Origin of the sequence: Variovorax sp. V15 (genome assembly GCF_041154425.1) — a bacterium.
In the GTDB taxonomy this organism is placed as follows: domain Bacteria; phylum Pseudomonadota; class Gammaproteobacteria; order Burkholderiales; family Burkholderiaceae_C; genus Variovorax; species Variovorax guangxiensis.
Genome location: NZ_AP028659.1, coordinates 661,320 through 674,089, shown reverse-complemented (window position 1 = coordinate 674,089; position 12,770 = coordinate 661,320). Strand labels below are relative to the sequence as shown.

Below are 12,770 nucleotides of genomic sequence, written 5' to 3'. Positions count from 1 at the left end.
CCTTCCTTGTCTCCTTCGTCCGGCACCTTCCCCGCTGGGGAAGGCGCAAAACATCCTAGGCCGTTTCGGAGAAGAGCTCGCGGCCGATCAGCATGCGCCGGATCTCGCTCGTGCCCGCGCCGATCTCGTACAGCTTGGCGTCGCGCCACAGCCGCTCGACCGGGAATTCCTTGGTGTAGCCCACGCCGCCCAGCGTCTGGATCGCCTCGCCGGCCATCCAGGTCGCCTTCTCGGCCGAGTACAGGATCGCGCCCGCCGCGTCCTTGCGGAAGGTGCGCGCATGGTCGTTGCGGTCGCAGGCCTTGCCAACGGCGTACACATAGGCGCGCGTGGCCTGCCAGGTCGAGTACATGTCGGCGATCTTGCCCTGCATCAGCTGGAACTCGCCGATGCTCTGGCCGAACTGCTTGCGCTCGTGGATGTAGGGAATCACCGCGTCCATGCAGGCGGCCATGATGCCCAGCGGGCCGCCGGAGAGCACGGCGCGCTCGTAGTCGAGGCCGCTCATCAGCACCTTGGCGCCCATGCCTTCGCCGCCGAGCACGTTCTCTTCCGGCACTTCGCAGTTGTCGAAGAACAGCGGATAGGTGTTGGAGCCGCGCATGCCCAGCTTGTCGAGCTTGGTGCCGGCCGAGAAGCCCTTGAAGCTCTTCTCGACGATGAAGGCCGTCATGCCGCGCGCGCCCATCTCGGGCTCGGTCTTGGCGTAGATCACCAGCGTGTCGGCGTCGCCGCCGTTGGTGATCCACATCTTGCCGCCGTTGAGCACGTAGTAGCCGTCCTTCTTCTCGGCCTTGAGCTTCATGCTCACCACGTCGGAGCCGGCGTTGGGCTCGCTCATGGCCAGCGCGCCCACGTGTTCGCCGCTCACCAGCTTGGGCAGGTACTTCTTCTTCTGCGCGTCATTGCCGTTGCGGTGGATCTGGTTCACGCACAGGTTGGAGTGCGCGCCGTACGACAGGCCCACCGAGGCCGATGCGCGCGAGACCTCTTCCATGGCCACGATGTGGGCCAGGTAGCCCAGCTCAGTGCCGCCGTACTCCTCCTTCACCGTCATGCCGTGCAGGCCGAGGTCGCCGAGCTTCTTCCAGAGGTCGTGCGGGAACAGATTGTCGCGGTCGATGTCGGCGGCGCGGGGGGCGATCTCGTTGGCGGCGAAGTCCTGGATCGCGCTGCGCAGCGAGTCGATGGTCTCGCCCAGGTCGAAGTTCAGGCCGGGATCGTGCATGGGGTTTGTCTCCTCTGAGGTCGGCGCGCAGAGCTACCCGCGCGGAATGGCGCTTGCTTGAAAGTCCGCAGCTTACGCTTCGCTGCGCCTCAATTGGCGCCACAATGGTTGCAAATTGCGCCACGACCCGCCGCCCAAGCCATGTCCCCCCCGTCGTTCCTCCGCCCCACCCGCGCCGTCACGCCGATGGCCTTCGTGAGAGCTATCGTGCAGGCCTACGAGCGCTACGGCAAGGACCCTGCGGAGGCACTGAGGGTGGCACAGATCACGCCGCGCGAACTGGCCCGGCCGGGCGCGCGGGTGACGGCGGCGCAGTTCGAGGCGCTGTCGAGCCACGCCATGCAGGAACTCGACGACGAAACGCTCGGCTGGTTCTCCCGGCGCCTGCCCTGGGGCAGCTACGGCATGCTGTGCCGTGCCTCGCTGAGTTCGCCCAACCTGGGCGTGGCCCTCAAGCGCTGGTGCCGCCACCACCGGCTGCTGACCGACGACATCGGCCTGTCGCTCGACGTGGCCGGCGGCGTGGCCACATTGCGCATCGCCGAGAACCGCCCGCTCGACGACGCCTTCCGCGAGTTCTGCCTGGTGACCATCCTGCGCTTCGTGCACGGCTACATGTGCTGGGCCATCGATTCGCGCATCTCGCTGCGCCATGCGGCCTTTCCATTCGCCGCGCCGCCGCACAGCGACGCCTACCCGCTGATGTTCGCGCCCGACGTGCGCTTCGGCGCGCCGCAGGCCGGCATCGCCTTCGACGAGCGTTACCTCGTCCTGCCGCTGCAGCGCGACGAACGCGCGCTGCGTGCCATGCTCAAGCGCGCGCTGCCGCTCACCATCCTGCAATACCGCCGCGACCGCCTGCTGGGCCAGCGCGTGCGCGAACTGCTGCGCTCGCGCACCAACGAGGCCACCACCGCCGAAGCGCTGGCCGCGCTGCTCAACGTGTCGGGCCGCACGCTGCACCGGCAGCTGCACGAGGAAGGCACCTCGCTGCAGGCGCTGAAGAACGAGGTGCGCCACGAGATGGCCGTGGATCAATTGCGCCGGACCAACCGCCCCATCAAGCAGGTCGCGCTGGCCGTGGGCTTTCGCAACGAGAAGAGCTTTTCGCGCGCCTTCCAGCAATGGACTGGGCAGGCGCCGCGCGACTTCAGGCAGCGGGACAAATAGGCGCTGCGTTCGGATGCGGGGTCAGCCGGCCCGCGCCGGCAGTGGATGCTCTTCGCGCAGCAGTGCCTCGAACGCCGAGACCTGCCAGGCGAACTCCTCGGCGAAAGCCTCGGGATCGGTGATCGCATAGGCGCCGTATGCATAGACGGTTGCGTAGGCCGCGTACTCCGCGGCCTGCAGTGCGCGGCCGGCAACCGCCTGGAACACCGCATAGGTCGCCGAGACTGCCGCATGGGCCGTTCCGTCGATGGAGCGGGAGCCCGGATGGCTCCCTGCCACCACGGCCATCCGCTGTTCGGCCAATGCCAGGGCGGCGGAGCTGATCTTGCCTTCGAGGAATGCGCCCAGCGTGTCCAGCCCTTCCAGGGCCTTCGGCGACTCCAGCAGGTGCCGCACACGCTGCACGCACGCGAAGCCGAAACGCAGCCGCAGCAACCGCCGCGCTTCCGAGCCGAGATCGGCCGTTTTCGCGAGCTGATGCAGTTCGGAGTTCATGGGTTCGCGGCGCTGCACCGATGGGCAGGCACCATGCCGGGAGCGGTCAGGCCGGCCGATCGATCAGCGCCAGCGCATCGGCGATGGACTTGCTGTCCTCCGGACGCACCAGCTTCGCGACTTCCTTGCCGTCGCGCATGAACACCAGCGTGGGCCACAGCCGCACGTTGAACGAGCGGCCCAGCGGGCGGCCGCTGCCGTCTTCCACCTTGATGCGGCGCACGTTCGGGAACTGGGTGAATGCTTCGGTGATGTTCGGCTGCGCGGCCTTGCAGATGCCGCACCAGTTGGTGCCGAACTCGACCACGGCGGGGCCGGTGAGCGCGTCGATCTCGCTGCGCTCGGGCTGCTCGGTTTTGTATTCGGAGGTCATGGATGTGCTTGCTTCCTTCCTGCCTGCCTTCGGCTCGGGGTTGGCTCGGGGGTGCCCGGGCTTCCTCCCGCATTCCAACAGAAACTCAGGCCGCCTGCAGCCCGTAGCCCGAAAGCAGCGCGGGCAATTCGGCCATGTCGCTGAACACCCTCACCGCGCCCACGCTCAACAATGGGCCCGGGCCGCTGTGACCCGACTCGCCCGTGCTGTAGCCGAACACCGTCGCGCCCGCCGCCACGCCGGCCATCGCGCCGGTGACGGTGTCTTCCACGATGGCGCAGCGCCTGGGGTCCACGCCCAGCGCCTTGGCCGCCGCGAGGTACACATCGGGATGCGGCTTGGAGCGCGGCATCTCGTGGCCGCTGAAGATGCGGCCCTGGAAAAAGTCGAGCAGGCCGACCTTGGCGAGCTGCAGTTCGACCTTGTGGCGGTCGGCGCCGGAGGCGCAGGCGATGCGGCCGTCGAGCATGGCGTGGATTTCGCGGATGGCTTCAGGAGCACGCGGAATGGCGACAAGATCGCGTTCCAGTGCCTCGTTGCGGCGGGCGCGGAAGTTCGCCAGCCATTCGTCGGTGATCCGGAAGCCGGTCTTCGATTCGATCAGCGCGGCTTCGTCCTTCACCGCCTTGCCAGTGAAGGTGTTCATCGCTTCCTCTGTGCTGAGCTGCCAGCCCAGTTCGCCGAGCATGCCGGCCAGGACGCGGTTGGTGATGGGTTCGGAGTCGACCAGGACGCCGTCGCAGTCGAAGAGGACTGCGGAGAAGGGGAAAGGGGACATTGTGTTTTTTGGGCCTTTGGGGTGCCGTTGATGGTAGCAATCGGCTTTTGGGGTTTGCTTTCCGAGGCCGGGTCTCGGCCCGGCCCCGGGAAACAAACACCCAGCCAAAAACTCAACGCGCGTGCGTAACGCCCCCGTCAACCACCAACGTAGACCCCATCACATAGTCCCCAGCCCGAGAGGCCAGGTAGATGGCAGCCCCAGCCATGTCTTCCGGCACCCCGATCCGCCCCGCAGGAATCCGCCCCTTGATCTCATCCCCATGATCCCGAGCCACCTTGTTCATATCCGAAGCAAAGGCCCCAGGCGCAATCGCACTGACCACGATGCGATCCTGCGCCAGCCGCAGCGCCATGCGCCGGGTAAGCTGAATCAGCCCCGCCTTGCTCGCCGCATAGGAGTACGTCTCCTGCGGATTGACCGAGATCCCGTCGATCGACGCAATGTTGATCACCTTCGCCAGATGGTCGGTGGCGGCTTTCTTGAGCATCGGCGTCAACGCCTTGGTCAGGAAGAACGGCGTCTTCAGGTTCAGGTCCACCACCTTGTCCCATCCGCTTTCCGGAAACTCCTCGTACGGCGCACCCCAGGCGGCACCGGCGTTGTTCACGAGGATGTCCAGCGAGCCTTCATGCTTCGCATAGGCATCGACCAGCGCCTGCGCCCCCTCCACCGTCGACACGTCGGCCGGCAAGGAAACGCAATGCCCGAAAGCCGACAGCTCCTTCGCCGTCTGGTCGCAGGCCGCGGCCTTACGCGCCGAGATGTAGACGCGCGCGCCCTGCGCGAGGAAGCCCTCGGCGATCATGCGGCCGATGCCGCGCGAGCCGCCGGTGATGAGCGCGGTGCGGCCCTTCAGCGAGAAGAGTTGGGTGGTGTCCATGGTGCGGATGTCTCCTGAAAGAGTGATCGGATTCAGGAAACCGAGCTTATTGCGCGCCGCTCCGCGCGCGCGTCACCTCGGTGTCAGCAGCAGGCTGCGGCGGCTGCCGAAGCTGCGTTGCGCCCCCGTCACCGGGTCGACGAAGGAGAGCGAACGCGCGAGCAACTGCATGGGCCGGGCGAAGTCGTCGGCGCCCTCGGGCAGCAGCACGGGATAGATCGGATCGTTCACGATCGGCATGCCCAGCGCCAGGCAGTGCACGCGCAGCTGGTGCTTGCGGCCGGTAATGGGCGACAGCCGCAGCAGCGCAAGGCCGTCCTGCACGTTCAGCACTTCGATGCGGGTCTCGGAGTTGGGCTCGCCGGGCTCCTCGCGTACGCGCATGAAATGGTCGTCGTCCACAAGGCGGCTGCGGTAGACCTCCGGCACCGACGACACGCCCTCCCGCCACGGCACCACGGCCTCGTAGTGCTTGGTGATGCGGCGCTCCGGAAACAGGGACTGGTAGACGCCTCGCGTCGCGGGCTTCACCGAGAACAGCACCAGCCCCGAGGTGCTTCGGTCGATGCGGTGCAGCGGCACGAGGTCGTCGAGCCCCAGCTTGCGCTTGAGGCGCACCAGCAGGCTTTCCTTCAGGTACTTGCCCTTGGGCGTCACGGGCACGAAGGGAGGCTTGTCGACGACCAGCAGCTGGTCGTCCTGGAAGACGACCTCCTCCTCGAAAGGAATGCTCACCTCGCCGTCGAGCGTGCGGTAGTAGTACACGCGCAGCGGCGACTGGTAGCGGCGCGCGGCGGTCACGGGCACGCCGTGCTCGTCGACGACGTCTCCCGCCTCGATGCGCTCCATCCAGGCCTGGCGCGTGATGACGGGAAAGCGCTCGATCAGGAACTCCGCGATGGTCGGCCAGGCACCGTAAGGCAGGCCGATGCAGCTCGGGCCCACGCCGTCGCGCGTGGGCAGCGGCATCTGCGCAGGGCGGCGACGGGTCATGGCTGGAGGGCGTGCTGCTGCAGTATCGACAGGGCTTCGGCGAAGGTCGGGCGCGCTGCTGCGTCGGGGTGCAGGCAGCGGCCCTTCAGCCTTGCGGCCTCCGGCGCAGGCACGTCGGTGCAGCGGTTCAGAAGCTCTTCCAGCAGGCAGCCGAAGGCGCGCACCTCCAGCGCCTGGAACGCCTGTGTCTGCCTCGCATCGAGCGCGCCGGTGAGCCATGCGGCGCCGAAGTCGCCCAGGCGGCCGCCGCCTCGCGCATGCCACAGGATGTTGTGGGCGTAGAGGTCGCCGTGAAGAATCCCGCGCGCATGCAGATGCTGCATGGCCGAGGCGATGTCGCGTGCGATGCGCATCGCCTCGCCGGCAGTCCACTTCGCCTCTTCGGCGTAGACGTCGCGTGTGCACGACGCAAGGCTCGGCGGCCCGGCGAGCGTAGCGAACGCGGGATCGACCAGCGCCATCACGAGCCCCTCCGTGCCTTCGGGGTGTCCGTCGATGCGGCTCTGCGCGGCGATCAGCGTGGGGTGTGCGCCGGCCGCGATGCTGGCGGCCATCTCGCTGTGCGGCCAACCGTCGCTGGTGACCGCGCCCTTGAAGAGCTTGACTGCCACCGGCCGTGAGTCAGCACCCAGGGTTGCCCGATGGATCACGCCCGATGCGCCCTCGCCAAGCTTTTCGCCCAGCGTGAGTTCGCTCCAGTCGACATGCGGCACCGACTGCGCCACGATGGCCGCATCCTCGGCCTGGGTGTCGAACGGATTGCCGGCGCAGGCGAGCCACGACAGGCGCGGCAGCGATGGCAGCCACCCCGGCAGCGTCTCGAAGCGGTTGGCGGAGATGCGCAGCAGTTCGAGCTGCTCGAACCTCGCCATCGAATCAGGCAGCGTGCGCAGGCGGTTGCCTGCGAGCATCAGCTTCTGCATCCGCGTGCATGCGCCAAGCGAATCGGGAAGCTCTTCGATTTCGTTGTCGGTGAGGATCAGCCATCGCAGCGAAGGCGGCAGCGCATTGGCCGGTACGGTGCGGATGCGGTTGGCCTTGAAGCCGACGATGTCGAGGCCGTTACAGCGGCCGATGGATTCAGGCAGCGTGGTGAAGCGGTTGTCGGAGCAGAACAGCACGCGCAGCCTGCGAAGGCGGTGCAGGTCGTCGGGCAGCGTCTCGAGCGCGTTGCCCGACAGGTTCAGCACCTCCAGCGAATCGGCAAGGTCGAAGACCTCGCGCGGAAACTCGGTGAGTCCGCACGAGAGATCGATTCGTGTTGCGCCTGCCAGCCGGCCCGCGCGCAGCTGAGCCAGCGTGTCCATCGGGCGAGTCTAAGCCTTGGGGCCGAAGCGGTAGATGCCGTCCTGGCCCAGTTCGCGCTTCACCTGGCCCGAGAACCACAGCAGGTGCAGGTGCGCCACGGTCTCGCCCATCGCGAAGGTCATCTGGTGCAGGTCGAGTTCGCGCTTGAACAGGATCGGCAGGCCCTCGGCGGCCGTGAGCGCGCGCGCCATGCAGGCTTCGAGCAGCTCGGCCAGGCGGTCGCGGTGATGCTCCTGCAGCTGCTCGACGCGGCGATGGATGCCCCGGAACGGCTTGCCGTGCGAAGGCAGCCCCAGTGTGTCGGCAGGCAGCGACTTGAATTTCTCGATGCTGTCGAGAAAGAGTCGCAGCGAGTTCGCCTCGGGCTCGCCTGCGTGCACGCTCACGTTGGTGGAGATGCGCGGCAGCATCATGTCGCCGCCCAGCAGCAGCTTGAGCTCGTCGCAGTACAGCGAAATGTGCTCGGGCGCGTGGCCATAGCCGCTGATGCAGCGCCAGGCGTGGCCGCCGATGTCGACGATGTCGCCGTCGAGCATGCGCACGAAGCTGTCGGGCACCGAGGGCACCATGTTCGCGTAGTAGTTGGTACGCGCCCGTATCTTGGCGACCGACTCGGGATCGGTCAGGCCGTGCGAGGCGAAGAAGCGCGCCGCCTGTTCGCCGCCCGCCAGGGTGTCGCCGGCGGTGCTGAGCACGCGGGCCACGTGGTAGTCGGTGGAACTGATCCACAGCGGTGCGTTCCAGCGCTTGCACAGCCAGTCGGCCAGGCCGATATGGTCGGGGTGCATGTGGGTGACGATGACGCGCAGGATCGGCATGCCCTGCAGCTGCGTCTCGAACACCTGCTCCCATTGCGCGCGCGCCTCGTCGCGGGCGATGCAGCAGTCGACCACCGTCCAGCCCTCGACGCCGTCGATGCTGTCGCGAAGCAGCCAGAGGTTGATGTGGTCGAGCGCGAAGGGCAGCCGCATGCGGATCCAGCGCACGCCGGGCGCCACTTCCAGGGTCCGGCCGGGCTCGGGGAGCGTGTCGCCGAGGGGGTAGTGGAGTTCGCGTTCGAGGAGGTTCATGTAAGATTGACGTTTACGTAAACGTCATGAGTCAAGGGCACCATTGTAGGGATCGCGGCGAAAACCTGCTGTCGCGCCCGTAACGTCCCCCGAACAAGGCCCTTTTCCGCCACCGTCGTCATGCCCGCGCAGACCTTCACCATCAGCCAGCTCGCGAAGGAGTTCGACCTCACCACGCGGGCCATCCGCTTCTACGAGGACATGGGCCTGCTCTCGCCCGAGCGCGCCGGCCTGCAGCGCATCTACAGCTCGCGCGACCGGGCCCGGCTCACGCTCACCCTGCGCGCCAAGCGCCTGGGCCTGAGCCTCACGGAGGCCAAGGACATCCTCGACATGTACGACAGCCCGCGCGACACCGTCCCGCAGCTGGAAAGATTCCTCGGCGTGCTGGGTGCCCACCGGGCCCAGCTCGAAGCGCAGCTGGCCGAACTGCAGGCCAATCTCGCCGAAGTGAAGGAGCACGAGAAGAAGGGGCGGGCAACACTCGCCAAGGCGCAGAAAACCAAGGCACAGAAGGCCGGCAAGGCCCAGAAACCGGCCGAAGCCAAGGCCTGATACACCTCTCACCGACAATAGCCGACTATGTCCGAAAAATCCGACAACCTCGACGACCTCTTCGCCCACAACCGCGCCTGGTCCGCGCAGATGGAACGCGACCGGCCCGGCTTCTTCACCGGCCTGGTGAAGCAGCAGACGCCGCGCTACATGTGGATCGGCTGTTCCGACAGCCGCGTGCCCGCCAACCAGATCACCGGACTGGAGCCGGGTGAAGTGTTCGTGCACCGCAACGTGGCCAACATCGTGGTGCACTCGGACCTCAACGCGCTCTCGGCGATCCAGTTCGCGGTGGAGCACCTGAAGGTCGAGCACATCATGGTGGTCGGCCACTACGGCTGCGCTGGCGTGAAGGCTGCGTTGAGCGGCGCGCGCATCGGCCTGGCCGACAACTGGATCCGCCACATCCAGGACGTGCGCGACCGCCACCACGTGATGCTGGAGAGCCTGCCCGACGAGGAAGCCCGCGTCGATGCGCTGTGCGAACTCAACGTGGCCGAGCAGGTGGTCAACGTGGCCGTCAGCACCGTGATGGTCGATGCCTGGGCCCGCGGCCAGAAGGTCAAGATCCACGGCTGGACCTTCGGCGTGCACGACGGCCTGCTGCAGGACCTGGGCCTGAGCGTGGACGGCACCCAGCCGCTGGACGCCGCCTACAAGGCCACCGTGCAGCGCATCCGCCACAAGTGGAGCAAGCCGGGCGAGGTGGTGCGTTCGATCGGGGCCCAGGCCGCGAACAGCGGCTCCGAGCCGGCCTGATACCGGGCGGCTCGCAGCCTTTCATCCGCTGTCTCTCGCCGCCATGTTCCCGCAGCGCCTCGACTCGCCGCTGGCCTACGACATCGCGAAGGCGATGATGGACGGCTTCAACCGGCACTACCGGTTGTTCAGGGCCGAGTCGGCGCGCGCCAAGCACCGCTTCGAGACTGCCGACTGGCATGGCCAGCAGCGCGCGCAGCGCGAGCGCATCGAGTTCTACGACCTGCGCGTGAGCGAGGCCGTGGCCCGGCTCGAGAAAGAGTTCAAGGCAGGCGAGCAGCCGATGGACGTGTGGCACCAGATCAAGCTGCACTACATCGGCCTGCTGGTGGACCACCACCAGCCCGAGCTGGCCGAGACCTTCTTCAACTCGGTGACCACGAAGATCCTGCATCGGGCGTACTTCCAGAACGACTTCATCTTCGTGCGCCCGGCCATCAGCACCGAGTACATCGAGCCGCGAGGCGCGCCCACCTACCGCCCCTACTACCCCAAGCCCGAGACGCTGGCCGACACCGTCGAGCAGATGCTCGACGACTTCGCGCTGATCGGCAGCTTCGCCAGCAAGCGGCGTGACGCGGAGCGCGTGGCGCACGTCATCCTGGGCCGCTTCAACCAGGTCAAGCTGCGCGCCAACTTCCAGCTGCAGGTGCTCTCGGGGCTGTTCTTCCGCAACAAGGGTGCGTACGTGGTCGGCAAGATCATGAACGGTTTCACCGAGCTGCCCTTCTCGCTGCCCATACTGCACGACAGCCACGGCCGGTTCTACATTGACGCGGCGCTCTTCGGCGAGGACGACCTGCAGATGCTCTTCAGCTTCGCGCGCGCCTACTTCATGGTCGACATGGAGGTGCCCTCCGCCTGGGTGCAGTTCCTGCGCTCGCTCATGCCGCGCAAGCCGCGCGCCGAGATCTACAACGCACTGGGCCTGGCCAAGCAGGGCAAGACGCTCTTCTATCGCGACTTTCTTTCGCACCTGAACTACTCGAGCGACCGCTTCCGCATCGCGCCCGGCATCAAGGGCATGGTGATGCTGGTGTTCGACCTGCCTTCGTTCCCGTTCGTGTTCAAGGTCATCAAGGACTTCTATCCGCCGCAGAAGGACACCACGCGCGAGCAGATCAAGGGCAAGTACATGCTCGTGAAGCAGCACGACCGCGTGGGCCGCATGGCCGACACGCTGGAGTACAGCGACGTGGGCTTTCCGCTCGACCGCTTCGAGCCCGAGCTGATCGAGGAAATCCGCAGGTTCGCGCCCAGCCAGCTGGAAATCGGCGACCGCGACGGCAACGGGGAGATGGAAGTCGTGGTGAAACACGTCTACATCGAGCGGCGCATGATCCCGCTGAACATCTACCTGCAGGAAGCCTTCGACACCTTGGCCGCCCCCGAGAGCCCGGCGCATGCGAAGCGCGCGAAGGACCAGCTCGAACATGCGGTCGTCGAATACGGCAACGCCATCAAGGACATGGTGGCCGCCAACATCTTCCCCGGCGACATGCTGTGGAAGAACTTCGGCGTCACGCGCGGCGGCAAGGTCGTGTTCTACGACTACGACGAGATCGAGTACGTCACCGACTGCCAGTTCCGCAAGGTACCCACGCCGCGCAACGAGGAAGACGAGATGAGCGGCGAGGTCTGGTATTCGGTGGGCCCGAAGGACGTGTTCCCCGAAACCTTCGAACCCTTCCTGCTGGGCAACAAGGACGTGCGCGCGGCCTTCATGGCGCACCACGCCGACCTGCTCGACGCCGCCTTCTGGCAGCACCACAAGGAACGCATCCAGGCCGGGCAGATGCTGGACGTGTTCCCCTACGAAGAGTCGCAGCGCTTCAGGCACGAGGGGCACGCGACGCACTTCTGACCCGTCGTTTCTTTTCCGATTCCGCTTTCACATTTCCGAAGGAGACCTCCATGTCCGAATCCATCGTCATCGTCGGCGCCGCCCGCACCCCCATGGGCGGCTTCCAGGGCGATTTCGCCTCCCTTTCCGCGCACGACCTCGGCGGCGTCGCCATCAAGGCCGCCGTCGAGCGCGCGGGCATCGCGCCCGACAGCGTGGGCGAGGTGCTGTTCGGCAACTGCCTGATGGCCGGCCAGGGCCAGGCCCCGGCGCGCCAGGCGGCCTACAAGGGCGGCCTGCCCGACAGCGCGGGCGCTGTCACGCTCAGCAAGATGTGCGGCTCGGCCATGAAGGCAGCGATGCTCGCGCACGACCTGCTGCTGGCGGGCACGCACGAGGTGATGGTGGCCGGCGGCATGGAAAGCATGACCAACGCGCCCTACCTCATGCTCAAGGGCCGCGGCGGCTACCGCATGGGCCACGACCGCATCTTCGACCACATGATGCTCGACGGCCTCGAAGACGCCTACCAGCCCGGCCGCAGCATGGGCACCTTCGGCGAGGACTGCGCCGCCAAGTACAAGTTCACGCGCGAGCAGCAGGACGCCTTCGCCATCGCCAGCGTCGAGCGCGCCAAGAAGGCCACCGACACCGGCCTCTTCAAGGACGAGATCGCGCCCGTCACCGTGAAGGGCCGCGGCGGCGAGACCGTGATCTCGGTCGACGAGGGCCCGGGCAAGGTCAAGCTCGACAAGATCCCCACGCTCAAGCCCGCGTTCAAGAAGGACGGCGGCACCATCACCGCCGCATCGAGCTCCTCGATCAACGACGGTGCGGCCGCGCTGGTGATGATGACCGAGTCGCACGCGAAGAAGATCGGCGCGAAGCCCATCGCCCGCGTCGTCGGCCACGCCACGCATGCGCAGCAGCCCGAGTGGTTCTCCACCGCGCCGGTCGGTGCGGTGCAGAAGCTCTTCGCCAAGACCGGTTGGAAGGCGCGCGATGTCGACCTCTGGGAAGTGAACGAAGCCTTCGCCGTGGTGCCGATGGCGCTGATGCACGAACTCGACGTTTCGCACGACATCGTCAACGTGCACGGCGGCGCCTGCGCGCTGGGCCATCCGATCGGTGCCAGCGGCGCGCGCATCATGGTCACGCTGATCCACGCGCTGAAGGCGCGCGGCAAGACGCGCGGCGTGGCGACGCTGTGCATCGGCGGCGGCGAAGGCACGGCCGTGGCACTCGAATTGCTATAAGAGCAGGGCCGGCAGCGTCCGATCAGGGCGCTCCCGGCTTTTTTCATACAGACAGACAT

The 12,770-nt window shown here is 66.9% G+C and carries 13 protein-coding genes; 5 read left to right on the top strand and 8 right to left on the bottom strand.

Translation table 11 applies throughout. From position 1 onward, the window contains the following. Nucleotides 1-55: 55 nt before the first annotated feature. Nucleotides 56-1,228: an isovaleryl-CoA dehydrogenase gene (locus ACAM57_RS03315; protein ID WP_369660694.1), complete on the bottom strand. Its 1,173-nt coding sequence runs from the start codon at nt 1,226-1,228 to the stop codon at nt 56-58. Between the two features lie 141 nt (nt 1,229-1,369). Between ACAM57_RS03315 and ACAM57_RS03310 the strand changes: the two genes are divergently transcribed. Continuing rightward, nucleotides 1,370-2,398, top strand: coding sequence for an AraC family transcriptional regulator (locus ACAM57_RS03310; protein ID WP_369660693.1), 1,029 nt, complete (start codon nt 1,370-1,372; stop codon nt 2,396-2,398). A gap of 21 nt (nt 2,399-2,419) precedes the next feature. On the opposite strand, the gene ACAM57_RS03305 is transcribed toward ACAM57_RS03310, so the two are convergent. From ACAM57_RS03305 to ACAM57_RS03275, 7 genes are all read right to left on the bottom strand, one after another. Then, nucleotides 2,420-2,893 (bottom strand): hypothetical protein, encoded by a 474-nt coding sequence (locus ACAM57_RS03305; RefSeq protein ID WP_369660692.1) that lies wholly within the window; start codon nt 2,891-2,893, stop codon nt 2,420-2,422. A 46-nt stretch (nt 2,894-2,939) separates the two neighbouring features. Further along, nucleotides 2,940-3,266, bottom strand: a complete 327-nt coding sequence (locus ACAM57_RS03300) for a thioredoxin family protein (protein WP_369660691.1) — start codon at nt 3,264-3,266, stop codon at nt 2,940-2,942. Nucleotides 3,267-3,351: 85 nt separating this feature from the next. Next, entirely contained in the window at nt 3,352-4,044 is a 693-nt protein-coding gene (locus ACAM57_RS03295) for an HAD family phosphatase (protein WP_184640913.1), read from the bottom strand. Nucleotides 4,045-4,156: 112 nt separating this feature from the next. Next, the gene (locus ACAM57_RS03290) at nt 4,157-4,927 is read right to left on the bottom strand and encodes an SDR family oxidoreductase (RefSeq protein WP_126023760.1); all 771 of its coding nucleotides are present in this window, start codon (nt 4,925-4,927) and stop codon (nt 4,157-4,159) included. A gap of 72 nt (nt 4,928-4,999) precedes the next feature. After that, complete coding sequence (locus ACAM57_RS03285) at nt 5,000-5,920, bottom strand: pseudouridine synthase (protein ID WP_369660690.1); 921 nt, start codon at nt 5,918-5,920, stop codon at nt 5,000-5,002. Beyond that, nucleotides 5,917-7,227, bottom strand: a complete 1,311-nt coding sequence (locus ACAM57_RS03280) for a leucine-rich repeat-containing protein kinase family protein (RefSeq protein ID WP_369660689.1) — start codon at nt 7,225-7,227, stop codon at nt 5,917-5,919. Before ACAM57_RS03280 ends, ACAM57_RS03285 begins: the two co-directional genes overlap by 4 nt. A 9-nt stretch (nt 7,228-7,236) precedes the next feature. Continuing rightward, entirely contained in the window at nt 7,237-8,298 is a 1,062-nt protein-coding gene (locus ACAM57_RS03275) for an MBL fold metallo-hydrolase (RefSeq protein ID WP_369660688.1), read from the bottom strand. Nucleotides 8,299-8,418: 120 nt separating this feature from the next. On the opposite strand from ACAM57_RS03275, the gene ACAM57_RS03270 reads away from it, so the two are divergent. From ACAM57_RS03270 to ACAM57_RS03255, 4 genes are read left to right on the top strand one after another with little or no spacing between them, the layout of a single operon-like run. Continuing rightward, the gene (locus ACAM57_RS03270) at nt 8,419-8,853 is read left to right on the top strand and encodes a MerR family DNA-binding transcriptional regulator (protein ID WP_126023764.1); all 435 of its coding nucleotides are present in this window, start codon (nt 8,419-8,421) and stop codon (nt 8,851-8,853) included. A gap of 27 nt (nt 8,854-8,880) precedes the next feature. Next, nucleotides 8,881-9,612, top strand: a complete 732-nt coding sequence (gene can / locus ACAM57_RS03265) for a carbonate dehydratase (RefSeq protein WP_369660687.1) — start codon at nt 8,881-8,883, stop codon at nt 9,610-9,612. A gap of 43 nt (nt 9,613-9,655) precedes the next feature. Next, entirely contained in the window at nt 9,656-11,476 is a 1,821-nt protein-coding gene (gene aceK / locus ACAM57_RS03260; protein WP_369660686.1) for a bifunctional isocitrate dehydrogenase kinase/phosphatase, read from the top strand. Between the two features lie 50 nt (nt 11,477-11,526). Further along, nucleotides 11,527-12,711, top strand: a complete 1,185-nt coding sequence (locus ACAM57_RS03255; protein ID WP_126023767.1) for an acetyl-CoA C-acyltransferase — start codon at nt 11,527-11,529, stop codon at nt 12,709-12,711. Nucleotides 12,712-12,770: the final 59 nt, after the last annotated feature.